This window comes from Acidovorax benzenivorans (assembly GCF_028680575.1).
In the GTDB taxonomy this organism is placed as follows: domain Bacteria; phylum Pseudomonadota; class Gammaproteobacteria; order Burkholderiales; family Burkholderiaceae_C; genus Acidovorax; species Acidovorax benzenivorans.
In genome coordinates this window covers 1-25,020 of record NZ_JAPCKI010000011.1, presented here as the reverse complement: position 1 = coordinate 25,020, position 25,020 = coordinate 1, and the positions used below count along the sequence as shown (strand labels likewise).

Annotated in this window: 16 protein-coding genes; 12 read left to right on the top strand and 4 right to left on the bottom strand. The window is 60.2% G+C overall.

All coding sequences use genetic code 11. The features are described 5' to 3' along the window. Positions 1 to 22: 22 nt before the first annotated feature. The 7 genes from OIN59_RS17345 (at position 23) to OIN59_RS17315 (ending at position 13,161) form a co-directional block, all read left to right on the top strand. Positions 23 to 643 carry a class I SAM-dependent methyltransferase gene (locus tag OIN59_RS17345; protein ID WP_274112318.1) on the top strand — a complete coding sequence of 207 codons (621 nt, stop codon included), beginning with the start codon at positions 23 to 25 and terminating at the stop codon, positions 641 to 643. Positions 644 to 845: 202 nt separating this feature from the next. Further along, positions 846 to 2,750: a hypothetical protein gene (locus OIN59_RS17340; protein ID WP_274112317.1), complete on the top strand. Its 1,905-nt coding sequence runs from the start codon at positions 846 to 848 to the stop codon at positions 2,748 to 2,750. Continuing rightward, positions 2,747 to 4,306, top strand: coding sequence for a hypothetical protein (locus tag OIN59_RS17335; RefSeq protein WP_274112316.1), 1,560 nt, complete (start codon positions 2,747 to 2,749; stop codon positions 4,304 to 4,306). The genes OIN59_RS17340 and OIN59_RS17335 overlap by 4 nt, the downstream gene beginning before the upstream one ends. Beyond that, the gene (locus tag OIN59_RS17330; RefSeq protein ID WP_274112315.1) at positions 4,300 to 9,711 is read left to right on the top strand and encodes an FtsK/SpoIIIE domain-containing protein; all 5,412 of its coding nucleotides are present in this window, start codon (positions 4,300 to 4,302) and stop codon (positions 9,709 to 9,711) included. The genes OIN59_RS17335 and OIN59_RS17330 overlap by 7 nt, the downstream gene beginning before the upstream one ends. A 43-nt stretch (positions 9,712 to 9,754) precedes the next feature. Next, a complete protein-coding gene (locus OIN59_RS17325) occupies positions 9,755 to 10,795 on the top strand; it encodes a DUF262 domain-containing protein (RefSeq protein ID WP_274112314.1) in 1,041 nt (346 codons plus the stop codon). Between the two features lie 11 nt (positions 10,796 to 10,806). Continuing rightward, positions 10,807 to 11,691: an SIR2 family NAD-dependent protein deacylase gene (locus tag OIN59_RS17320; RefSeq protein WP_274112313.1), complete on the top strand. Its 885-nt coding sequence runs from the start codon at positions 10,807 to 10,809 to the stop codon at positions 11,689 to 11,691. A gap of 9 nt (positions 11,692 to 11,700) precedes the next feature. Beyond that, positions 11,701 to 13,161: a restriction endonuclease gene (locus OIN59_RS17315; RefSeq protein WP_274112312.1), complete on the top strand. Its 1,461-nt coding sequence runs from the start codon at positions 11,701 to 11,703 to the stop codon at positions 13,159 to 13,161. 34 nt (positions 13,162 to 13,195) lie between these two features. Here OIN59_RS17315 and OIN59_RS17310 read toward each other — a convergent pair whose 3' ends face one another. The 3 genes from OIN59_RS17310 to OIN59_RS17300 are packed head-to-tail and all read right to left on the bottom strand — an operon-like array spanning position 13,196 to position 18,279. Further along, positions 13,196 to 14,038, bottom strand: a complete 843-nt coding sequence (locus OIN59_RS17310; protein WP_274112311.1) for a phosphoadenosine phosphosulfate reductase family protein — start codon at positions 14,036 to 14,038, stop codon at positions 13,196 to 13,198. Then, positions 14,031 to 17,366 carry an ATP-binding protein gene (locus OIN59_RS17305; protein WP_274112310.1) on the bottom strand — a complete coding sequence of 1,112 codons (3,336 nt, stop codon included), beginning with the start codon at positions 17,364 to 17,366 and terminating at the stop codon, positions 14,031 to 14,033. The genes OIN59_RS17310 and OIN59_RS17305 overlap by 8 nt, the downstream gene beginning before the upstream one ends. Then, the gene (locus tag OIN59_RS17300) at positions 17,359 to 18,279 is read right to left on the bottom strand and encodes a DUF4007 family protein (RefSeq protein ID WP_274112309.1); all 921 of its coding nucleotides are present in this window, start codon (positions 18,277 to 18,279) and stop codon (positions 17,359 to 17,361) included. Before OIN59_RS17300 ends, OIN59_RS17305 begins: the two co-directional genes overlap by 8 nt. 463 nt (positions 18,280 to 18,742) lie before the next feature. Between OIN59_RS17300 and OIN59_RS17295 the strand changes: the two genes are divergently transcribed. The 5 genes from OIN59_RS17295 to OIN59_RS17280 all read left to right on the top strand — a co-directional run bounded on the left by OIN59_RS17295 (position 18,743) and on the right by OIN59_RS17280 (position 22,933). Continuing rightward, positions 18,743 to 19,006: a helix-turn-helix domain-containing protein gene (locus OIN59_RS17295; protein WP_108625314.1), complete on the top strand. Its 264-nt coding sequence runs from the start codon at positions 18,743 to 18,745 to the stop codon at positions 19,004 to 19,006. A gap of 1 nt (position 19,007) precedes the next feature. Next, entirely contained in the window at positions 19,008 to 20,348 is a 1,341-nt protein-coding gene (locus OIN59_RS17290) for a type II toxin-antitoxin system HipA family toxin (protein WP_274112308.1), read from the top strand. Between the two features lie 239 nt (positions 20,349 to 20,587). Then, positions 20,588 to 20,953: a helix-turn-helix transcriptional regulator gene (locus OIN59_RS25380; protein ID WP_407655117.1), complete on the top strand. Its 366-nt coding sequence runs from the start codon at positions 20,588 to 20,590 to the stop codon at positions 20,951 to 20,953. A gap of 443 nt (positions 20,954 to 21,396) precedes the next feature. Then, positions 21,397 to 22,629, top strand: coding sequence for a tyrosine-type recombinase/integrase (locus tag OIN59_RS17285; protein WP_274112307.1), 1,233 nt, complete (start codon positions 21,397 to 21,399; stop codon positions 22,627 to 22,629). A 160-nt stretch (positions 22,630 to 22,789) separates the two neighbouring features. Continuing rightward, positions 22,790 to 22,933, top strand: a complete 144-nt coding sequence (locus OIN59_RS17280; RefSeq protein ID WP_274112306.1) for a hypothetical protein — start codon at positions 22,790 to 22,792, stop codon at positions 22,931 to 22,933. Positions 22,934 to 23,204: 271 nt separating this feature from the next. On the opposite strand, the gene OIN59_RS17275 is transcribed toward OIN59_RS17280, so the two are convergent. Further along, entirely contained in the window at positions 23,205 to 24,737 is a 1,533-nt protein-coding gene (locus tag OIN59_RS17275; protein WP_274112305.1) for a YecA/YgfB family protein, read from the bottom strand. Between the last annotated feature and the right edge of the window lie 283 nt (positions 24,738 to 25,020).

Sequence of the window (25,020 nt, the reverse complement as noted above, 5' to 3'; positions counted from 1 at the left end):
TTGGTGGCTCAGCAAAATGGGTATGAGCTTGCAGAATCGCCACGGAACAGATCGCTACTACGAGAGGCATGCGTCTGAGTATTTTCAGCGCACAGTGGGGGTGGACATGTCACCTCTGTACGACTCTTTTTTGGACCTGTTGCCTCCGGGAAGCCGGATTCTCGACGCCGGTGCAGGATCGGGGAGAGATCTTCGCGAGTTCGTGCTGCGCGGATATCGCTGCCGCGGAATTGATGCGTCGCCATCGCTCGCACGATTAGCACATGAATACTCTTCGGCTCCTTGCGACGTAAAACGGATCGAAGAACTTGACGAGACAGAGGCGTATGAAGGCATCTGGGCGTGTGCTTCACTACTTCACTTGCCCAAGCAGACTCTCATTGGTTCGCTTGCTCGTCTGCACAAGGCGTTAGTGCCGCTCGGTGTGCTGTTTGCCTCTGTACAGGAAGGTAGTGGAGAGCAGATCGACCGTGACGGTAGATTTTTTGCTTTGTACACCTCCAGCGAATTTTTAGAGGCAGTGGCGGCGGGTGGCTTCACAACAGTGCGGAGTTGGACGTCCCAGGATGTTCTTCGCGATCGTAAAGGCCCGCAGTGGATCAACGTCCTAGCCAGAGCACAACCAAGTGTACGAAGCGAGTGATCGCGGGGTGCTACGTCCCACCCATGCAATTCGAAGCCATTTGAGCTTTTTCACTCACCGGGTTTCAACCCAGCTTAGCCGAGGCGAAGACCGTCGTTGGTGTTACGCTCTGTAGCACCTGGGCGGCTTGGTCCCAGGCTAGTGGCTTACTGCATATTGCGAGGTCAGCACGGACTATACCGTTCGACGGAGGAGCAATGGAATGAACACGCCGCAACAAGGCGATGGTGCGCTTGGGATGCCGCCAGCAAGTGCTTGGGTCAAGTTTCTGCGGAGCTATGGTCCGACGCCGAACAACCTTACGATGTTCGATGAGTATGTGGCTAACGCGCTAGGGCGAGCAAAAGTGGCGCCTATTCGCCTGTCGACCCCGTTGTTGGACACGATGGTTAGTCATATCGAGTCGAAGGTTCCGGGCTCGATGCTGATCGCCGGCACTGCTGGTGATGGCAAGACCTACCACTGTCGAGCTTTGTGGACGCGCATCGGAGGTGACCCCAAAGAGTGGGCGGACAAGGGGAACGTGAAGGAACTGCGATTGATCGATGGTCGATTGGCGGTTTTTGTCAAAGACCTTTCCGAGTTCAATGGTGAGGAGAGCGACTTGCCGCTTCAGCGACTTGAAAGGTCGGTGCTCGGTGGCGATGATTCAGAAGTTGTGATATTGGCCGCTAACCATGGCCAGCTTCTCGATCGCTTGCGCGATCTCGGCAAGCGGCAGAACCGTACTCACCCGCTTCGCAAGCCGTTACAAGAGCGATTCCTTCAGGCAGGTCCAGCGCCAGAGCGCTTAGCTGTATTTGATCTTAGTCGAACGACCAGCCGTAAGACGCTCGAGGAAGTGGCGCGCGCCGTGGCCGGGCATTCTGAGTGGGACAACTGCCGACGATGCGCTTTCAGCACGGGCGGCAAAGTCTGCCCTATTGACGAGAATCGCCGCAGACTTCTCGGCGAAACCGATGGCGGGCAGCTCGCACACCGTTTAGGCGATTTGGTCGAAATTGCACGCCTCAATGGGCTTCATCTTCCGGTGCGCGACCTGCTAGCCCTGTGCTCAAACATGGTCCTCGGCCACTCTGATGCGAAGGCGGCGAAGGAAAACCTTATGACCTGCGCGGACGTTCCCAAGATCCAGGAGGGCGGGCATATCAGCAAGGCCAGTATCTATGCCAACGCTTTTGGAGCTAATCTGCCAAAGCGCAGGGCCTCCGACCGCCCGGTCTTCAAGGCTATGGCGAGCTTCGGCGTAGGCGAAGAGACGACAAATGCGGCCGATGGTCTGTTGGTGTATGGCAAAGACGATTCGCGGTTGCAGGCCGATTTCAAGCGTTTGGTGGCGGTCGACCCCATCTACGGCGCGACGGCGGATTTCCGCGCAGCCCAGGACGCTTATCTTGAAGGCAATGAAAGCGTGCGCCTGGAAGACGGTGCCACCGAGTTCTTGGAGATGTTGGAGGATCAACGTCGCCGGCTCTACTTCTCGCTGCCCGAGGCCGAGCCAGGGTATCCCCGCTGGTCGATGACGGCCTTCCGCTTTGCAGGCGACTACTTGGACATCATCGAATCACTCAAATCCAAGAAGCCCGTGAGTGACGCAACGCGCGGGCGCATCGTTCGCGGCCTAAACAGGGTCATGACAGGCCTGCTCTTGGAGAACGTCGACCGCATCTTTATTGCGAGCTCTGGAGGTTTCACGCAAAGCCGAGTGAGTGTGCTCTGCGACCACGAGACGCCTTCACGCAGGCAGGGCGGCGTAGGCATGGCCATCAAGCTCGAGGAGGTGACAGGTCGCCCGCAGCTCGATGTATCGCTCTCGCCCGGCCCCGGCAACTCGGTTTCGTTCGATCTGACGCCCATCCGGTATGAGTTCCTTTCACGCGTCGCAGAAGGCGCGTTGCCGGCGAGCTTTTCCAACGAGTGCCTTGAAGACCTCTTGGCCTTCAAGGCGAAACTGCTGCGCAAAGCAGAGATTGTGCGCAAGGCCGGCTTTGCCGGCGATGACGATGAGCTCGGCGGAGAAGCCTCAGCACTGACGCTCAATTTCATCGACATTGAGCCGGGAGGCCGCGGCTTCGCTCGCCCCGTGACCGTGAGGGCCCCGGCATGAGCGAAATTTTTAAACGTCCCGAAATCAAGAGCGTCGACTTCACTGTAGACGAGAACATATGGGGGCACCGGCTCTATGACGAGCAGCTCCCGCATTTGACGGTGCTTGAGTTCCTCGGTGCGCTGGGTTCGAATATTGACAAACCGCTGCGCCCGCATGAGGGCCTTGGCGGCGCTTTCAAGTTCCAGCCGCAGCGCCAGATCCGCCTTCGTGGTTTGTTGTTCAACAATCCCTACGTCGAGTCCATCTCGGAGAGCGCCCAACCCGACGAGGAGAAGTGGCGGCAGTGGTTAGAGCGCTTCTCTCAAGGTTCGACCGGAAATGGCGACGGCGTGGATGACATGGCTTACCTGCGCCATTCATTCGCAACCTTCGATGACTTCGCGAAGGCTGTTGAGCTGTTGAGATCGTCATCCTTCGAGTCGCGCAGCAACAAGCGCTGGAGCTCCAAGTTCGTCTTCCCCTTCGGACCCGACGCCCTCTACGAGGACTTGGAGATCGATTCCAAGGGGAAGATGAGCAACGACCGGCGCTTCTTTGCCCGCACCGGCGAGCTCCTCTACATGATGCTTACCCGGGCCAAACGAGGCGCTGAACTCGGCGACCTGCTGGCCACACGACTCTTCGACCCCGAGGCGCCGATGAATCGACTCGCCCGTGCGATGCAAGGCACGCCGCAGCGATCCGACGATTCCCGGCAGTCGGGCTATCTGCCTGAGGCCACCAACCCGCGCTTTGACCGAATCTGCGAAGACTGGCTTTCGGTCCTGGCCAAGGACATGCCGATTTACGACGCGTTGGAACATCTGATCGCCATCACCGGCCTAAACATGCTGCTCTACTTTCTTGAGCGGGCCAAGCGCGTGGCTGGCGACGACGATCCGGTGGAGATCGTCTGCGAAATCGTCTCCAAGGAGCGCACGAAAGTCCGCGCACTCTCCGGCGATAGCTACCAGCTCAACCAAGGTCTGCCAGCGAAAGCGGTTAGGGCCTATGTTGAATCGATTCGTATGGACGCCGGCTGGGCCAAGGCCGCCTCTGGCGAGTTTCCCGAGGTAGAGCGTGTGAGGCTCATGCGTGAGCGCTTCCAGTGGCCCTCTCCAGACGGAGGTGACGACGAAGACTACTCGGGCGAGAGCCCCGAAGCGTTAGTAGGAAAGCTCGCCGAGTTGGCGCTCGCGCGACATGCTCAGCACGTAGGCAAGATCCATGCGTCCTGGTCGCGGGCGATCGGCCTGAGCTCCCGCCGCCTCTCGCGGCGCACCCGTTACGCCCCCAATGACCGGCTCCTGAAGTCCATTGTGGTAGCTATCGTCGACGACCGGATGCAGTTCGATGAGTTTTTGGCTGAGGCCAGGAAGCGCTACGGTTTGGTGCTGGGCGACGCCGAGGGTGCGCGCCTGATCGACGCTAAGCTTGTTGACCAAGGTGAACTGAGCGAGAACCGGGACAACCTCGAAACCAGGCTCGTTGGGTTGGGCCTGGTCCGCAGGCTCTCCGACTCCTGCTCGTTTGTTGAAAACCCGTTTGCGTTCAGGGGAGAGGTCGCATGTTGACCGACCGCATCATCGGGCGCGTTGGCGCGGACATCCTCGCCAAGCGCATTTCCACCTCGGGGCAGCCGGGGGATTCCGCCGCGCTATTCAGGCTCGACAAGCTCTCTTCGAACCAGATCGCGGCGGTGGCGCGGGCGATCCTCGCCAATCCCGACCTGCTCCGCCGAGTGGATCTCATGATCCCGGAGGCCCTGGTCGACGGCCAGGGCCTTCCACCCGAGATCCTGATCTCCCACAACGCCGGCTACGTCCGCAACAACGCGGCGACCGCCAAGGCGGCAATCCTCACGGCCAACGGCAACGAGCACAACCTAGCCGACACGCTCGGCCACGTCATGGCCATCGGCGCCAAGGAGATGCGCGCCGACCCCGAGCCATGGGTCGAGGCCGCGTTGCATGCCGGCGGGCTCTCGCCCGTGCCGGACGACCGCCTGGTGTTCCATGCGGCTGTGGGCGGATTGCTGGTTTCTTCCGAGCTCTCCCTCGTCCAGCTCGGCGAGTTCTGCTCCGAAATAGTAGAGGCCATGTCCACCAGGGGCCTAGCCATCCGCGACGCCGTTGGCTTCGCCTTGCCGCGCGCAGGCCTGCCCCGCGACAGCGCTCTCTTCTCCAATACCAAGAGCTTCGGGGCGCTTCGGAAGCCTTGGCAGAAGGCCTTCGCCAAGCTCTACACCCAGCGCGCTCCGCTGCTCAAAAAACTCCGCCAGAACGGCCAGCCGCTGGATCCTGAGGAGCTCAATGAGCGCATCGCCGCCAACGCCGCTGAGATCGCCGAAGCCGCGCGCCTGGCGCTCGACGCCTTCGCCGCGGCCCCTGCCGGGGACCTAGAGGCGGCGTCCGCCTTGGCCCAGTTCGAATGGGAGGCCGATGGCGTCTATCTGGCCTTTGACAAGCCCAAGGAGAAGCAGCTCGGTTTGGCTGATGCGACCGTTCGCTTTTTCGACCACGACTGCGACCAAGAGAACTCGCTCGACCCCGAGGGACGCAAGCTCTTGGAGGACTTGAAGTCGCGCGAGCGCCGCTCCGACTTCACCGAGGACGACGAGGAATTCTTCGTCAAGCACCGCCGGCTGCTCGAGCAAGACGCCAAGCTCTGCGCCCGTTGGGAGAAGGCCCTCTATGGCAAGCCCATCGAGTGCAATGACTTCTTCGATGGCTTTGCCCGCGTTGTCAACAGCCTGCATGCGGGCCTGCGCGACGCCGAGGACGATCGGATCCTGCGCTTCATCGTGGCCAAGGGCCGCAAGGAGTGGCGCGAGCGCTTCAACTACGACGCCGGCAGCTATTTTTCGGCGATGTATCGCGGATTGAAGGAGCTCATGGGCTCCAAGGCTGAATGGAAGGTGGAACGCATCAACAACGCGAGCCTTCCCGACCCGCTTTTCGACTACGAGGCCTTCTTCGCCAAGGAGAAAGAGCTTCGCAACGACAAGAAGAACAAGGTCCGCCCGAATTCGTCGCTCTCGCGCGTGGCCTTGCAGATCAAGTTCGACGTTGCCCTGGTCCAGATCTCCAAGGACAAGGAGACGGTGCTCGCCAAGACCCAGCTTCTGTGGAGCTACAAGCCAACATCCATCGGCTTGTCGATGGTCGCTGACATGCGCCGCCTGTTGGAGAAAGGCGCGGTCGGCTGCACTGAAGTCCCGCGCCGCCTTGTGAGCAAGAAGGGCGGGGTGCAGAATGTTTCGCTGCTCGACACCGGCACCTTGGAGGCCACCTACTCCACAGACGCCGGCTCGCTCGTGCCCGCCGCCAACAAGCTGCGCAGTCTGCGGGCCGACATAAAGTCCCGGATCAAGGATCTGGCGGAGGGCGGCTACCTGACCCCGTCGCAGCGCGACGAGGTCAAGGCGTCCTGGGACAAGTTCGAGGAGGACTACATCAAGGCGATGGAGGACTTCGTCTCGATCGGGCTACACGGAGAGGCCGTCATGCGCCAGGCCGAGTCCTTCGGCGCGTTGATGTCGACCCTCATGTCGCAGGCTCGCGGCGACGTTTGCCGCTCGCGCCTGGCCTCGGAGATCCTGTCGGTCGGCACGGTCCGTGTGGTCGGCGACAACCCTGCGTTGATCATTCCGCCGTGGCACCCCGAGCGCATGAAGGCGTTGGCCGTGAAGTCCCGCCGCGTGGCGGGCTTCGCCACCCATCTGCTGTCGAGCGGAAGCATCCTTTACGGCGACCGAGAGATCTTCATGCGCGAGCTCTCCGACGAGATCGCCCACCCGTTTTATCCGGAGATCGCCGTGCTCAACCGAACCGGCGCGCCGACGCTGGTCTCGGAGAGCAGCACGGTAAACGGCTACAGTCTCTTGGAGTCGCCCACGCGCAGCGCGGAGGACGCTATGACCGACGTGGACCCGGCCGCCGCCGCCAAGCAGGCGCGCGAGCTTTTGGAGCGCTATGTTGGATTGCAGCCTCATGAGGCCTCCAACCTCAGCGTGGTGCTCTATAACGCCGACGCGGCAGAGCTGCCGCTGGCGACGGTGCGCGAGCTCTCTTCGATCCACGAAGACGGGAAGCTGCAATGCAGCGTGTCGGTGCGCCACTCGGACCCTGCGAAGCTTCGCAGCGTCTACGGCGAGCTGGTCAACAAGGCCGGCGACGACCCAGATCTACCCGTGGTCAGCGAGACCAGCGACAACTTCATTTCGAAGCTGCGTATCTCGGTCACGCCGATCTCAGCGACTCCTGGTGAGAGCGCCCAGGGCTTCAAGGCCTTCGACGTGGCCTTCCTGCATGACGTGGTCTCGCGCGCTGCCCAATCCGAATGGCTCTCGGTGCCTTGGACCAACGACCGGCCGAACCTTGAGCACGCCCCCTCGCGCTGGTCTTACCGCAGCGTCTCGGGAGAAAACGAGCTTAAATCGACGACGTTTTTGGCCTGCCCCTGGCAGACGGCCTCCGGCTGGGCCTACGTGTCCGCCGTCGCCGCCGTATGCCGCCAGCTCGACGCGTTGCCTGGCGAGCGCTATCTGCCAGCCCGGCGCATCTCGCTGCAAAGCCCCGCTTTGGCGGGGATGATCAAGGACGCCCACGACCTGGCCGAATGGGTCGCCACCTACGACGAGCTGCTCGACAAGCGCCAGCTCCAGCACAACGACATCACGGTCGTCCGCTACCGCCGCGGCTCCACCAACGGCCGCAACATGATCGTGAGCTCGACCTCCGAGCTGCGACTGCTGGGCGTGCTGGTGCGCCGCCGCCTGAATGAGTTGAATTTGCAGCTCGACGCTGCCGAGATCCAAGCCGCCGCGGAAAAGATCAAGCGCGATGCGATGGCGGTCTCCGGCGACATCGTGCTGCGGGCCGCTAAGCGCGGCGTTTCCGCGGGTGAAATGATTGGCCTGGTGCTCAGCCGTCATCTGCTCGCCGAAGAGTTCAGGGCCGCCGCAGGCGGGGGCCAGGTCTTGACTGCCTACTTCCTTCTCGACGACTACGCGAGCTGGCTCTCGCAGCCCGAGAGCCGCATCGCCGACATCCTCGCCCTCAACGTCGAGGAGCGGGAGGAGGGCGTCCGCGTGGTCATCTCGATCGTCGAATCGAAATATGTCGCTGCCGATGGCCTCGCCAAAGCGCGGCGCGACTCCAAGGATCAGCTCCTGGCCACGTTGGGCATGTTCCGCGAGGCGCTCTTTGGCGACCCCGGCCGACTCGATCGCGACGTGTGGCTCGCCCGCCTGGCCGACCTGATTATCGACGCTGACATTCCACCGGGGATGACGGGCTTGATGGAGCGAGCCCGCGCGAAGCTTCGCGAGGGCGAAGTGGAAATTTCGCTCCGCGGCTACTCGCACGTCTACGTCCACACCTCGGATGTCGGCTCATCCTCAGCCTCTGACCAGGAGCTCTTGGAGGAGTCCGATGGGGTGAAAGCCTGGCAGGAGGTCTTCGACCGCCTAGACCTTCGCAAGCTCGCCGAAGCCTATGCCAAGGGAGCAGGCGGGCTCGAAGCCCGCGCTGGGTTGGGGGCCCATCAGCCCTGGGATGGGCACGGATTCAAGAAGCCCGCTCCCCGGGTGCCCTGGCTCGCCGCTATGGGCCAGCTCGCCAATGGCGTGGTTGACGCCGCCATCGAAGCGGCCGTGGAGCCCGAGGCAGCTGTCACGACGGCTCCGGTCGGCGGCCCGGCGCAAGGGCCTTCGGCTCCTACACAAAGGCCAGCCCAAGCCGATGCCGCAGCGCCCGCTTCGGCCCAGGGTTTTACGCCCGCGTTCGCTCCATCCGCCAACCTCGGCGCTGCGCTTTCCGAGCTGGTCGCTTCCAAGTTCGCGGGCGGCGCGCAGTCGGATACCGATAGGGAAGAATGGGCCCAGGATGTCACCAAGAAGCTCAAGGCTGCACTCAACAGCTATGGGCTGCAGGCTGCGATCCTTGGAACGCGGCTGACGCCCAATGGCTGCCTGGTGCGGCTGGCCGGATCCGATCGGCTGCGCGTCGAGGACATCGAGAACAAGCGCACGCAGCTTTTAACCACGCACGCGATCAACCTAGTGACAGTCCAGCCGAAGCCGGGCGAGATCGTGGTGACGGTCGCTGGCTCCAAGCGCCAAGCGGTATCGCTTTGGGAGCTTTGGTCGCGCCGCGAGCTCAACCGCAACGTCGCCGGTATCAACACGTCCTTCCTCCTTGGCCTGCAAGAGATCAACGGCGCGCTGCTGTATCTGAACCTCGGCGCGGAGTTCGGCGGGCTCTCGTCCCACGAGCCGCATTCGCTTGTGGCCGGAGCGACTGGCAGCGGCAAGTCGGTGTTGATCCAGGCTTTGATTTTGGACATCGCCGCGACGAACTCCAAAGACCTGGTCCAGCTCATCTTGATCGACCCCAAGATGGGCGTCGACTACGCCCCGTTGGCGGACTTGCCGCACATGCGCGACGAGATCGTCACCACCAAGGAGAAGGCCGGCGAGGTGCTCGAAGCACTGGTGCAGGAGATGGAGGACCGCTACCGCGCGTTCGCCAAGGCCCGCGCGCGCGATCTGCCTACCTACAACTCCAAGGTCTCGGCCGAAGAGCGCCTGCCCATGGTCTTCCTGATCCACGACGAATTCGCGGACTGGATGCTCGACGACGCCTACAAGGGCGCGGTGGGGGCGGCGGTGCAGCGGCTGGGTGTGAAGGCCCGCGCGGCCGGCATCCACCTGATCTTCGCGGCGCAGCGCCCCGACAAGGACGTGATGCCGATGCAGCTTCGCGAGAACCTGGGCAACCGGTTGATCTTGAAGGTCTCCAGCGAGGCGACATCCAAGATCGCGCTGGATCGTCCGGGAGCCGAGCTGCTGCTGGGCCGTGGGCACCTGGCCGCCAAGCTCAATGGCGAGCAGAGCTTGGTCTTCGCGCAAGCACCGTTCTTGTCGGATCAGGAGATCGAGGCCGCGGTGGCGGCGATCCGCGCGGACAATGCCTAGCCGTTTGAGACGCGAAACAACAAGGCAATAGATAGGGAGGGATATGAAGATCAAGCAGCACAACTGGGCGATTTCCAAGCTGATTGCGGATCGTCCGGAGATCAACCTGAACCCGACCTGGCAGCGAGGCGCTGCATGGAAAGATCCCCGGAAAATCCTCCTGATCGACTCGATCCTGCGCGGGATGGACATTCCAAAGGTCTATCTGCGCAAGCTGCCTGCCAATGGGGCTCACAAGCATGACGCAGTCGACGGGCAGCAGCGGATCCGCGCGATTTGGGAGTTCAGGTCGGACGGCTTCTCGCTCAACCATCCCGACCCGCTCCCCGCAGTTGGCGAACATCCGATTCACGGGCTCAAGTTCTCTCAGCTTCACCAGAGCCTGCGCGATCAATTCGATGCGTTCCAAGTCAGCGTCGCCGAGATCACTGCGGCAGACAACGACGAGATCACGAATCTCTTTGCGCGTTTGCAGCTTGGGGTCGCGTTGAATCCTGCAGAGCTCCGCAATGCGATGTTGGCTCCTGCTCGGCACATCATCGATTCGATTGCGACTGGCCACTCTTTCTTTGATTCAACCAAGATTCCCGATACGCGATACAAGCGACAGGACTACGTTGCCCACGTCTTCGCGATGGCAGCATACAAGGGCCAGAGGAACATCAAGGCCCCAGACCTCAAGAAGATGATCCTCGAGTTCGGTCCGAGCAAGGCTCCAGACCTCCTGGTCATTTCATCGGCGGTGAATGAGGCTTTGACCGTGCTCGAAGAGGTCGATGCGCAGTTGAAGCGCCGAATCACTCAGAAGTGGCTCTTCGTCGATCTGGCCTGGCTGATCGTTCAACAGCAGACTGCTGGGCTTGATGTCAACGCCGATGACTTGGCCGAAAGCTTCATGGAGTTTGATGACCTGCGCAGGAAATACACGAGTAAGCCAGAGGAGTTGTTGCAGGCTGAAGGGACGACGAAGCAGGTCCGTCTCAACAAGGCGTTGTATGACTACATCATGGCCTTCCGAGCTCAGGGCGCGACCCACGGGAACTTGAAGACTCGAAACGCGTCGCTTCGAGCCTACTGTCTATAAGGAGGTTCGACATGGCATTTGATTCGACGAAGATTCCCGATGCTCTTCGAAAAGCTTATGGGACAGGACGATGTGCGGTGCTGGTAGGCGCGGGTGCTTCAAAAGGAGCGGGGCTCCCTCTATGGGGTGAGCTGCTGACCAAGATGATCGATGCGGCCCTTGCGCATGGCCTCATCACCCATGCAAAGGAAGCTGAATACCGGGCGCTGGCGACTCGGACCGATAAGTTCTTGATGGTGGCCTCCGGCCTCAAAGATGATTTGGGAAGCCACTTCGACCAGTTCATCGAGGAGACATTCATTGCGCCCAAGCCAGCGCCTACGGCTTTGCATCAGGCTTTGGTGGCATTGGACAAACTCCAATTTGTCTTGACGACCAACTACGACACGCTGCTTGAGCGCGCCTATCGGAAACGTGACGATGATGTCTCGGTTTGTTCATTCACCGATGCCGGCGAAGTGCAGCGCCGTTTGTCCAGGCGCGAGTTTTTCATCCTCAAAGCCCATGGCGACGCCACGAAGCTTGGCAACAAGATCGTCTTGACGGACGTGGACTATCGGAACCTGCTCTTCGGACAGCGGGCCTACCAGAGTCTGCTGTCGGCCATGTTCACGATGTTTACCTTCGTCTTCGTGGGCGCATCGATGACCGACCCGGAGATCTCGCTGCTACTGAGCTACATCGCAGATTCCTTTTCGCCAAACGCTGGGCCAACCCACTACGCTTTGATGGCGGCCGAGGATGTGACACAAGTGGAAAAGGATCGTTGGTTCAAGGATTTCAAGATCCAATTGATCACCGTTAGCAAGCAGGATAACTACGCGGAGCTCACTGAGTTTCTCCATGCATTGGGAGCTCCTGCTGCGCCTGCTGCTCCCGCTCCGGTGGCTCACTAAGTAAGCGACTTGACCACCAATGAAAGCTTGACGAATAGGCTTCACGAGTTCGTGATGAGGGAGTCGTGCGCTCAGGAACGGCATGACCCCTTCGTCATCGGCGAGGAGACATCCGAGCGCGGAAGCATGGTCTTTGGCTACGTCAGAACTAGCTCTTACCAGTTGGACGGATGCGGAGGGAGAACAGATGTCCACGACGTGTTCTCACTGCTCTGGTCTTGTGTCATGCGGGCCTGTGGTGCAGCATCTCCAAGCCTTTTCAGCGAAGGCGGCTTTGCTGGGATAGAGGAGGAGATTTACGCCAGGTGGCTGGTCTTTGAACAAATAGGAGAATTTAACGACGACAGCACGGCGAAGCAGCGGTTGCTCGCTTATGCCGCTCATGCTTATCACGTCCTCAACGACGTGTTGGGTTGGGAGCACATCAAGTATCCGAATGCCAAGTGGAAGGATCAGAACGGCGAAGCCGATCAGATGGTTGAACTGCTGAACGCTGCGGGCGAGTTCAAAGACTTCGGCGATATGGCAGGCAGAAGAGAGTGCCCAGATTGGCTTTACGCAAAGTCACACAAGGGACGGGTCAGTGTGGCGATCTTTCCTGTGGAATGCATGATTGCGTTGCGCCGCGCGCTTTTCGCCTATGAGCCGACTTCGGTCGAAGGTCGAAGCCGAACATCTATCTTGGCCGGTGGGTTAAAGAACGCGATACCGAAGAAGGTCGTGTCGACAGGTCTCAGATACATCCGTGCCATAGAGGACCCTCCGTTCCCATGGCGGGGGGTGGACACTCTGGCCAGCGAACCAGCAATCATTGCAATTCCCCTCGAGTCCCATTGCGTCTTCCTGGGTGGACAAACACTGGTGGCGGTGGAAGGTGAGTGTGGGCTTAGACAGTTCGAGGCGGAGCGGACGAAGTTCCTAGAACGTCGGGCCAAAGAGAATGCCGTTTTCGCAGCGGACTACATCTTTCATTGGCCGGAGAAGATGGACGGCTCGAAGTTCGAGGACCTCATCTATGCTCTTCTGGAGCGAGAGCCAGGAGTCATGTGGGCCCGGCAGACCAGCCCTACTAACGAAAGGGACGGAGGCCGGGATTTCATGGCGCGGTGGGTAGTTCCCATCGGCGACGGTATGCCAGGGGCGGGCGGCGCCGCTGTTGATGGGGGAGTTCCTACACCGGCAAGGGCGCTAAACGTTATCGTTCAGGTGAAAGCTAGGAACCCTTCCGTCGGCAAATCGAAGGTGCTGGACATCAGAGACACTGTCGAAGCTCACGAGGCGAACGGTTACTTTCTGATCGCGTTCCCTCAACCAGCTGGCTCACTTGTCCAGCATTTGGCCGCGTTGGCAAAGCGAGGCATCTGGACAAGTTGGTGGGACCGAGCCCAGATCGAGTCACGCCTTCGGAAGCATGTTGATCTTGCCGCCAGATTCACCGACTTAGTCAAAATCGAGGCCCGAAAGCCTTGAGTCTTGTTAAGTCGATGGACGCTTTCAATCGTCCCTATTTATGGCAGACGGCGCAGGAGCCGTTGCCCTCGTCTACTCCGTAGATGTCGTCGATATCGTCCGGGCAGGCCTTCACAGGCCGCAGCGGATTGATGGGGATGGCTTTGAGCATGCGAGCGCGGCGGATGCCGTATTCGGCTTGGATCTCCGCGACGCGTTCAGGCTGCTCCATCTCGGAGAGCGATTCGCCCTTGGACCAGGTGAAGGGAGAACCGTGCTCCAAGGCATCCTTCTCCAAAGCCTTAGCGGCCTCGTAGGCCTCGGGGTGCTTCTCGCGCAGGCGCACCCACTCGATCTTTTGCTGGAAGAAGCAGAAGGTGCAGCCGCTGCGCGATCTCCACTCGTAATACTTGGGGTAGCCGACGCCGGAATTCTCCAAGATGTCGATGACGCCGGCCTTGTCGATGCCGGCCTCGCGGAAGGGAAGCTTCACGAACAGGTTGTCGGCCTTGGCTGCGTAGCCTTCGCGATAGTCCTCATCTGCGCGGATGGCGACATAGGATGTGACCTTGTAGCCGGCCGCGAGCATCGGCCGGACCCATTCTTCAAACGGCGCGAGCTTCAACTTCCGCGTGCACCAGCGCGAGTTCGGGTTGGGCAGGAAGTGGTTGTATTGGCGCAGCCAAAACTTGAAGTCCCGATTGGGGTTCAGCCTCAGGATTGGCTTGTGCAGCTTGCCCTCAAGCTTGGCCAGGAACTCGTAGACCTCGGGGAGCTCTTCGCCGGTGTCGGTGTAGAAGTATTCGATGTCGAGCTCAGGGTGTTTCATGGCCATGTAGACGGCCAGAGCGGCGGAGTCTTTGCCGCCCGAGATCCCCAAAACGTGGCGTTCAGCCATTGGCTGCCTCCTTGTCGATGGACGCCAGCTTCATCCCAGCCTTGGCCAGGATCGCCAGTAATACTTCAGTCCCCAGGCCCTGGCCTTCCAGCATCGAGGCGAGCTCGTCGGCCTTGGCCTCCACCGTTTTGCGATGGCGATCTGGGATGGAGAACGAGCGCGAGATCGTCTTGGTGTCCGCGCCAGCGCCGATCACCACCGCGATCGCCTCGCTGTGCGCTGCTCGGCCTTGCACGCCCGCAAAGGCCTCCGACTCGCGGAAGCGCCGGGCGAATTTCGCCAGCTCCAATACGGCGGTGTCAATATGCCGGTCCACCCAGTCGCGTGGAGGCCTCTCGGCCGCCATGCTCAGGATGCCTTCCAGGGCCGCGCGCGAGCCGTCGTAGTTGGCCAGGCGCGTCGCGAAGCCATCGATCTGGTAGTCGCCCGAAATGCCGGAGACAGAGTTCGCCCGATCGCGCAGGGATTCCAGGTCATCGCGGCTGGCGTCGAGCGCGGCGAGCATCTTCGCTTCGACTTCCGCGAGCATCTTGCCGTAAGCGCCGGCGAGCTCCTGCAGCGGCGCGCGCAGCGCCTTCACATAGGCCTTGCCGTCGGTCGCGCCCAAGAGGGAGGCAAGGTCGACGAACAGCACCTTGTGCGGGTCGCTGGCCTTCAAGAGCATGTCGCGCATTTCCCGGGCGGTCTTGCCCAGGCGCGAGGTGCGCCGAGCCCACTCGGGCAGGTTGAAGACCATGGCCACCAAGCCACGGGCCGCCTCGAGCGGGTCCGCCGCGCCGGCGTTCTCGCCAATCTCAGCCAGGACCTTGGCGATGCCATCAAGGATTTGGTTCTTATCCTCGTCGATGGCCACCCAACGCAACGAGAACCGGTCAGGGTCTTGCAGGCATTCGTCGATGTCGAAATCGGTGAGCCGGGGCACGAACATCCCGTCCTTGTAGACGGCGACGTTGGCCTTGTGGGCCAGCAGGAAGGACGTGAGGACCACCGGCTGGATGCCGAGCTTCATGCCAAACGGCGGCGCGCTCCACAGTGCATAGATCTCGTGAGCGCCCACGCGCGCGTCAGCATCCGAGAAGAGGGCGCGGGTGGCGTCCCACAGCGGCGCGAAGCCTTCGGCGAAGCCATTGCCAGGTGGCATGCAGCGCCATGCGCCGGACGCGTCTTGGCGGTGAAGCCCCGTGCTTCTGAGCAGGGTCTCGTAGAGGCCGCGCTCGGCTGGGAAGCCCTCGAAGCCCAAGGCCTCTTGGCCTTCGGCGTTGATCATCGCGTGCAGCAGGTCGCGGCGAGCCTTGACGCTGTTGCTCGAGACGCTGTCGCGGTTGACCAGCTCGCTCCACACCGGCGGCGAATCGCCAAATAGATCTTCGGCCAAGCTCGACGCCACGGGCGAGAGCTTCGAGCCAGGCTCGACGACCTGCTCGCTTCCGTCATGCCACTTCGCCAGCGACACGGCCGCTTGCAATTGGTCCTCCAAGTCCGCGCGGGTGGCCGCCAGGCGGGCGTAGACCTCGCGGCGGGCCACGGCGTCGCCCGAGAGCTCGTGGCGATCTTTGACCTGCTCCAGGGCGACCAGCTCAGCGGAGAGCTCCGCGATGCGGGCGTGGTTCTCAGGGATGCCAATCATCACTGGCCATGGGCGAAGCTTCGCGCAGGTCTGCGCGCGCTTTCTCGCGTCCCTGGGCTTCATGCCCTTGCTCGGCAGCGCGAGGATGAAGGCGCCGAATTCGCCCTTCTTGGGGCGGTAGTCCGCCGCCATCTTCTCGGCCTGCTCGATGCTGCACAGCGAGAGCTCCATCCAGCGCATGGAGCCAGTCTCGTGATAGTGCCGCTTGGCCACCACCGGATGCATGCCCATGAGTTGGGCCAAGCGGCCGTAGTCGATGCCCGGCGAGGCAGCCAAGCTCTGCGCGATGGCGGAGTCGATGTCGAAGTCGCTGCCTTCGAAGACCGACCATGCGCCGGTGTAGCTCTTGTAGAGGGCGACTTTGAGCTCTGAGAGCTTTTTGAGCGCCGCGTCGAGCTCCTCGCGCGTCTTGTCGTAGAAGAGGGCGCCAATGACCGCGGCGTCGGCCGCAAGTCCCGAGCCGTTGCGGAACATGTCGATGACCGCGATGTTCTTGATCAGGCAGACGAGCAGGGCGTCTCCGGTCTTCGCTTCGGCACGCTCCACCGCCTCCACGGCCTGAGACCAGCGGTGCCCGTCGGGCGAGGCCAGGATCGCCGGCTCCAAGTTCGATCGTAGATAGTCCCAATAATCGCTCGGGCGATACCAGCTCGCGTTCTCGCGCAGCGTCGAGTTCAGATACGAGCGGAAGCCATGCGGCTCCACCGACGACAAGAAGCCGAAGGTGCTGCGCTCGTTTTGTCCGAATTGCCGTTTGGAGATCGGGCCCAGCAAGGCGGCCATGGCCGGGTGCAGTGGCCAGCAGGCTTCGAGGGCCTTGGCGAAGTCCTTGCCGACGGCGGGACGGCGCGAGCGAATGGCGTTGGCGATCGCCTCGGACGCCTCGCGCATCCAGGGCAGATTTCCATTGAAAACGATCGCGCGGCCGATGAGCTCGACCACCTCGTCGCTCGCGGCCACGAAGGGCAAGTCGACGTAGCGCCCTTGAACCTTGGCCCAATCGTCGCGGGTGTCGATGCCCAAGCGAGCCGAATACTGCGCGAAAGACTGATGCAGCACGCCGACGACCACCAAGCGGCCTTCGGAGCGGGCCGCGGCCTCGGCGAGCTCTTGGAAGAAATAGACATCGTCGCCGGAGCCGAGGGCGGAGGCCTCCAAGAACTTGCCCATCTCGTCGATGAAAACCAGCGCGCCATCGCGCGGGCGGCTCTTGGCCTCTTCAAGCAGATCGGCGATGAGCGATTGCGAGGTGGGCTTGCTGCGGCCGTCGACCGTCTTGCCCTGCGCCTTGCGCATGGCGGCATGGAGCTCGGCCACGACGCTGCCGCGCCGGCCCACGGCCGGGACGATCAACCACCCCTTCTGAACGGGGAAGGCTTTGTCGAAGTAGGGTTTGGAGTCCAGATGCAGGGCTTGGCGAGCCTTCGCCCGCAGAGCCTTGTCGGGGTGCAGCGCGCTCGCCAGGGCGACGGCCAATGAGCTTTTGCCCCCGCCGAACGGCCCCGTCCAGGTGAAGCAGCGTTGATTGGTGTCCGCGATTTGCCTGCACATGCCTTCAACCACGGAGGCCGCAGTCGCGTGGCAGATGTAGCCGGCGAGGGCGTCGGCTCGGCCGATGTCCGCGTCGACGCGAATCGAGCGTTGGTATTGGCGGGAGATCTGAACGATGTCAGAGAGAGCCTGTTGCTTCTTTTCAGTCATAGGCGCGCCTGACCATGTTCTTGATGTCTTCCCGGGTCATGTGCTTGCGGTGGACCTGGCGGAGTCCCGCGGAATCGGTCCATTCGAGCCTGCGCCCCGTGAAGTCTGAGAGGGCGATAAGCCGCTGCGCGATCGATTCTTCGTCGAGTTTGAAGACCCGTCCCGGAGAGCCTTCGGCGTATGCGACGGTTTCGAAGGCCAGCGAGCTTTGGCCTTCGGCCTCGCGGTCCCAGAAGTCGACCAAGGCATACGCGAAGACGCCGTCGTGCAGCGAAGCCTTGGGGCCGCGACGGAAGGCGTATTGGCCCTTGTGGACTTCTTGCAGCAGACCCAATTCACCCAGTAGCGGCTCGGCGAAGTCCTCGGGCGAGCCGCCGGCCGCGCGAGGCGCGTAGCTTCGGAGGCAAGTCTCCAAATCGCGCGAGATCGTCGAGGCCGAAAGCCGATGTTTGGGGTCGAGCTCGCGGGCGTATCGCGCGAGCGGCTCTTCGAGCTCTTGGCGCGTGAAGGTCGGGGCCGTCACATGATTGAATAGCCAATGCCAAGTGGTCGAGCGGAAGCATCGGCCTGCGAGTTGCCAGTGGGCTAGCCAAGCCGTAGATGGACTCTCAGCGTAGGGATCGAGACCGCCGTCTTGAAGGATCTCGATGGCGAGGTTGCCTATGCGGAACCCATCGTCGCTCTCACGCATTACACCGCATGCCAAGGCCCAATGTCGGATGGACGCGACCATATTCTTGCCGACCCCGAAGGAGGCGATCGCGTTCTCATCAGAGAACGTAGATTTGCGGATGAGACCTCTTTCGATTGATTCGTCAAAGGCCTTTTTGAGCCACATTTGACGGAGGGGGAATGTTTCATGCCCGGAAAAGTGGGCCGGAATCCCTCCGCTAAGTTTTGATGTGGTCTTCATAAGTTAGATTTTAGCGCCAAGTATCGTGAACTGGTGAGTCCCACCAGTTCGACTTTTTCGATAATACTGGAAAAAACAACAGTATTTTAGATTGATGGGTCCGCTGCTCGGTTTGGGCGAATCGCATACACCGGTTTGCGCCTCCTCTGTGTAGATTTCTCGTTGATGTCAGCGTCGATGTCTTCGCTGTGTTGCGCTTCAGTGGTTGGGATTGACGAACTCCTCTGGCACCCTGAGGAGCATGCGGGTGGCTCCGCCTGATTTGAAAGAGTGCGACCTATGGGTTAGTTTGCTGATCATGTCCATGGACCAGGCATGGCTTGGGCGCAATCGAGTGAGAGCATCCGTCAGGTTGCATCATCCAAGCGCATTGTGCAATGCCAAGAAATAGTTGAATGTCAGATATTTGACTAATATCTGTTTTTGAGATATTTTCCGTTTATCTGAATTTCAGGTATCAGCCATGGCGACGACATCACATCCGCTGGTCACTGCCGGCCAACTGGGGTCGATGCTGCAGGCCGCGCGCAAGGCGCAGGGGTTGACCCAGTCGGCGCTGGCCAGCCGCATCGGCCTGAGCCAGTCACGGGTTTCTCATCTGGAACTCAACGCCCACGAACTGAGTGTGGAGCAACTTCTTGCATGGTGTGCCGCGCTGGGCCTTGAACTGGCCGTTGGGACCCGGGGTAGCGCTGCGGTGTCGACGGCGCCGACCACGGATTGGTGAGATGGGACGTCGATCGCATAGCCGCAGCTTGTCTATCTGGACCAATGGTGTCCGCGTGGGCCGGTGGACGATTCCCGCTCGCGGCGAGGTGGAACTGCAGTACGACCCGGACTGGATGGGGGCTGATATCGGCCGGCCGCTGTCCCTGTCCCTGCCGTTCAATCTGCAGAATCTGCCGGCCAAGGGCGAAAAGGTCTCGAACTACTTCGACAACCTGCTTCCGGACAGTGACGCGATCCGTCGCCGCGTGGCCGAGCGATTCCGGACGGGCTCGACCGAACCGTTCGATTTGTTGAAGGCTATCGGGCGCGATTGCGTAGGCGCCGTCCAGATCCTGGATGAAGACGAGGTGCCCACTGGTTTCGATCGAATCGAGGGCGATCCCCTGTCCGAGGAGGCTATCGAGCGGCACCTGATCGAAACCGTTTCGCCGCAGGCCTTCGCTGCGGGCCGAGACCCGGATGCCGATTTCCGCATCTCGCTGGCCGGTGCGCAGGAGAAGACGGCCTTCCTGTGGTGGGGCGGGCAATGGCTCGTGCCGCGTGGTGCCACGCCGACGAGCCACATCTTCAAGCTCCCGCTCGGCCTGATGGGAGGGCGACAGTCGGACTTCAGCACGTCCGTCGACAACGAATGGCTGTGTTTGCGGCTGCTGAAGGCCTATGGCTTGCCGGTGGCCGATGCCCGCATAGCGACCTTTGGCGGACAGCGCGTGCTGGTAGTGGAGCGATTCGATAGGCGCATCGCACCCAATGGGCAGTGGTTCATGCGTCTGCCGCAGGAAGATTTTTGCCAGGTCGAGGGCTGCTCGCCATTGCGCAAATATGAGAACGACGGCGGCCCTGGACTCAAGGCGTTGTTTGGCACACTGCGGCAATCGGTGAATGCCGAAGCCGACATGAAAACGCTGATGGCGGCTCAGGTGTTGTTCTGGTTGCTGCGAGCACCCGATGGCCATGCCAAGAATTTCAGTATCCAGCTTCTGCCACGCGGGCGTTTCCAGTCGACCCCGCTGTACGACGTAATGTCGGTTTATCCGGTGTTGGGCAACGCTCCGAACCAGTGGTCGCCACATGAAATCAAGTTGGCAATGGCCTTGCTCGGCAAAAACCGGCACTATGAGATGCAAGGTATCCAGCGAAGGCACTTCAATAGCACCGTGCAGAAGGTCGGCTATGCCTCGACCGCCGAGCCGATCATCGAAGAAATCCTTGCCCGGACTCCAGCGGCCATCGCCGAGGTGCAAGCCGAATTGCCACAGGACTTCTCACCGCGTGTTCTTGACGCCATCCTGGGCGGGCTTGAGCAGGCGGCCCGAACACTCGGTGGGATGCCGCCGTGAGGTAGAAGAGGGGGCCGAGCGCGCTTGGATGTCGTGTCTCAATAGGTTGTGTATCCGAATGGGTGTGGGAGGCTGGAGTTGCCCCGCTTCGGGATCACGGAGAAATCCCGCCGGATGAACAGCCATAGGAGTATTTGCCCTGGTGCGCTGGGCTGCGCTTGCATGGATGGAATGGGTCGGATGTCCCTGGCACTCTACGGAATCGGCGACAGGTGTCGCAGGATCGGAAAGGGAGCCATATGAGACCAGCCGCACAGAATCGCAAGGACCGCGGGAACCAACGGGAGGCTGTCGATAGAGAAAAAACCGACCGTGCTGCCCAGTTGATGAGGCAGGCGTTGTCGCTGCTGGATAGTGGTGAGTCGATGCGAAGGCCGCCTTTGGAAGATGGAGGCGACGAAGACCGCCTGTTGCGGTTGCCAGAGGTGCTGCGCTTGACGGGGATGTGCCGCTCGGCCCTTTACGACCAAATGGCGCGAGGGCAGTTTCCGGGTTCTATCAAGATCGGGCAGCGTGCGACCTCATGGTCAGCCAAGGCAGTACGAAGCTGGATAGCGCGGCGTGTGGATGGTCTGTCTCCGATGGAGCAATGTAGAGCTCGCTGACGATGTGGTGATGGCATCTTGGGTTGCCCAAATTGATTTGTCATGAGGCCGCCTCTATCGAAAACTTTTCACGCGGCAGCTTATGGTGAACAAGGTGGGGGAACAAACGGGGGAACAAGTCAAAAAATAAAAAAGTGAAATCCAGCTTCTATGCGGGTTTCCAGGTTTCATTCAATTGACGCCAGCCCCATACACCCGTCCAAGGGCGTCCACACTAATCCAGTGGATGCCCTTTTTCTTTGGTAAATCAAGGGCTTAGCGTCCATGGTCGTCCAGGCTTGTCCATCCCCAGCCAACGCAAACTGGGGGTACAAATGGGGGTACAAGCAGAGAAATCTGGTGAAATCGGTGTTTTGTACCCCCACTTCCCTCTGTAGAAGGGGGTTCGCCATAGGGGAGTCTGTACCCCCACCGCTTACTGTTATCCATCGTTTTGTACCCCCATGCTGACTGACCTTGAGTGCCGCAACGCAATTTGTCCCCCCGAGCGCAAGCAAGCCCGTTTCAGTGATTCGGCCGGGCTTTATTTGCAAGTCAGCCCGAACGGGTCCAAACGCTGGTTTCTCAAGTACCGGATCAACAACAAGGAAAAGCAGTTGGCGCTGGGCAGCTACCCCATGGTTTCCCTGACGGCTGCTCGCAGGGCGAGGGATGCAGCAAAACAACAGAAGGCCACCGGGGTTGACCCGGTTCAGGCTCGCAAGGTGGAAAAGCTCAAGGCAATGAACCCCGAGGGCGATTCTTTTCAGATGGTGGCCCTGGAGTGGCACACCAAGCAAATTCCCGTGTGGAGCGAAGGCCACGCTACGAGAGCCCTCCGACAGTTTGAGCGCGATCTGTTCCCCTGGCTTGGGGAACGGCGCATGGTCGATATCTCCCCCATGGAGCTGCTGGCCGCCTTGCGCAAGATCGAAGAACGCGGTGCGATAGAAACGGCAGACCGTGGGCTCATGCTCGCGCGGCAGGTGTGGCGCTATGGCGTCGCTACGGGCCGCGTGGGGCGGGATATCACAGGTGACCTCAAGGGCGCACTTTCGCCTTACAGGGGACGGCACTTCGCTGCGATCACTGATCCTGTCCAGTTTGGAACGTTGCTGCGCGCCATTCAGGCTTACCGGGGCGGGCCAATCGTGCGAACTGCATTGCAGCTTGCGCCCTTGCTGTTTCAGCGGCCGGGGGAGCTGCGGGCTGCGGCCTGGGCGGAAATTGATCTGAAAGCAGCGCTTTGGACCATCCCTGCGGCTCGCATGAAGCGTGGCAAGGACGGTAAAGAGCACGGGGAGCCACACCTAGTGCCTCTACCGACTCAGGCAGTGGCCATTCTTCGCGAACTTCACGCTCTGACTGGCCGAAGCAAGCTGGTGTTTCCGGGCGAGCGTAACCATGAACGCCCCATATCAGAGAATTCAGTGCGCACCGCCCTGATCTCCATGGGCTACACGCCAGATGTGCAAACTTGGCATGGCTTTCGTGCCACGGCTCGTACGATGCTTGCGGAGCGTTTGGACGTTGATCCGCTTGTGATTGAGGCGCAACTTGCCCACGCGGTCAAGGACGCCAATGGTCGGGCGTACAACCGCACGCAGTACATGGCGCACCGTACGCGGATGATGCAGCGCTGGGCGGATTATCTTGATGAGCTACGTTCCGAAAAAGCACCGGGCTCGCTGCCATAGGTATCGGGAGAAAGAGCCCGCAGCATCCACGATGAAAGCCGTGGCCGCTCGCCAGACTGCGGGTTGTAGCCATTGCTGTCACTCGCAGCACACGGGGGAAGTGCGCGGTGGGTGGGAATCGACCGCAAGGCGTCCCAGTGGACCATCCCCCGCAAGGCGCATGACGAAGCGCGAGGAACACAAGGTGCCCCTGTCCAAACAGGCCCTCGAAGTGCTGGCCAGGATCGAGCTCATCAGCAGCGGCCGCGAGCTGGTGATCCCAATCCCGTACTACCCCAGAAAGCCCTGCGCGAGAACACCTTGAACTCAGCGCACGCGCGAATGGGCTACACGAGCATCGCCACGGCCCAACGATTCCGGGCTTTGTTCTTGGCAGTGGACAACCAACACGGATCGAGTCCGGATGTGATCGAGAGACAGCTCTGGCGCGGGGAGCAGAGGGAGATTCGGGTCGCATACCACCGCACCCGTACATGGTCGACCGAATCGAACTGATGCAGTGGTGGGCGGAGTATTTGGTGGGGAAAACGAGTGGCTAACCTCCCTTTCTGCGCTGGACGTGAATCGCGTGATGGTCATCGTGGGTGCACCAACCCATGCACAGCGCCCATGTCATAGCCACGACCAAGACAGCATTTCTTATATTTTTTGCCCGACCCGCACCCACACGGATCATTCCGCCCTGGGGTAACGAGCTGATTGCGAATTGGCTTTCTTATGTCTGTATCTTGAGAATAGATTGAGCGCTTTGTCTGCCATGTATCGTTAAGGATGTTCTCTTCCTTCATGAGTTTTTTTGTGGACTCAAGCTCTTCGGGCGAAAGCTCCGGAATGTGCAGAGTGAAAACATCCTCCGAACGAATATCGCCGATACCTGGCTCCGTCCCTATCGCTGTGAAATAGCTTTTGCTGGGGAAGCGGACTTTGGCTGCGTAGCAATAGCTTTGCATCCACTGCCTACGTTCTTCACGGTATTCTTCGTATGTTTTTCCCTGACGACGGGGAGTCAGCACAAGAATGATGAGCTGGTCTTTGTTCTCGGTATGCCATATACGAGAACTGCGGACGTGCCTCGGCGTTTCTTTAACTTTGGCTTGATACGTCTCCGAAAGAATAATGCGTGAATGCCGAGATACCGATGCAAGCGAACGAACTGCTATCTCGTGCATATTCGCTGTAGCCCCTAGGGGGTTAGGTGCATAACCTTCCAAAATTGCTTTGCAAAAAAGAGTAATGAAATCATCCCAGAAAGCGCTACCTCGATTTAACTGCCGTCTATGAGCTTGAAGGCCTGAACTTGAGTACGCATCCCATTCTCCTTCTGAGACCTGTAGAAAGTCGAAGTCGCCAGATGCGGCCCCAGCAATTTTCTCAAAAGGTCTCTGAACGAGTGGGCCGTTTTGTAGCATGTAAGTCCCGAGAAATGCCTCTTCGCCGGGAATTATTCTGTACCGCAGTTGACGGACTGCATGCTCCTTATCTTTTAGATATTTGATGAAGTCCGGAGCAGTGTCTAACTCCTGAAGAACCATCTTCATGGAAACTTCGTCGAACACATGCACATAGTGCTCTTTGCGGTTATCTCGCACACAGAAGGGAGTCTCTTCTTCTGGATAGTTCTCAAGACTATGCAACATCAACGATCCTGAGCTGTTTCCCCCGAAGTAACGAGCAGTGGCCTCATAGGTGTTTCTGGTTACAGCCACCAGATAGAACTCATACTCCTCATCTGCTTCAATGAAGGGGAATCGCTCCTTGCACTCGGGGTCTAAATAAACGTCCTGGGGTCGTTCTTTTAGCCATTTCATGGCACCAAACAGTTGCCTTCTAGATGAGTCAATGGCTTTCTTTCGCCAACGTTTCCATGCTGTGGTGGCATCAATGTCTGAGTGAAACTTGATGTCTTTGTCAGAAAACAGAATGATGCTGTTTCCAAACACGATCGTGACGTCGCACAGCTCTGTGCCCACACCATTTATGCCCTTTTTTCCCTCTGGCTTCCAAAGTGACGGATAGCTCCAAAGGTCAAGAAAAGTGCGACTGCACAGCTTAGCTAGCGCTCGTTCGGAGTCATTGAATCCGGATGACTTGGTTATCTTCTTGAGCATCTAAACCTCCTCGTAAGAACTGCCTCGACAATTCAGATTTGCCGTGGGCCTTTTCGTGCTCGTCAGACGATTGGCCAATTAGTCTCGATGACATGCAGACGGAGCCGTGCCCAATTTAATGGGCTCAGCAAGCCCAGATTGCTGCGGTGATATTACTTGGACTTCACCCGGTTCAATAGACACCTATCAAGGTCGAAATTGAACTGGAGAGTGAGAAATGAAGAGAGTGCGATACCCGGCTGAGTTCAAGGCAGAAGCCGTCAAACAGGTGACCGAGCGTGGT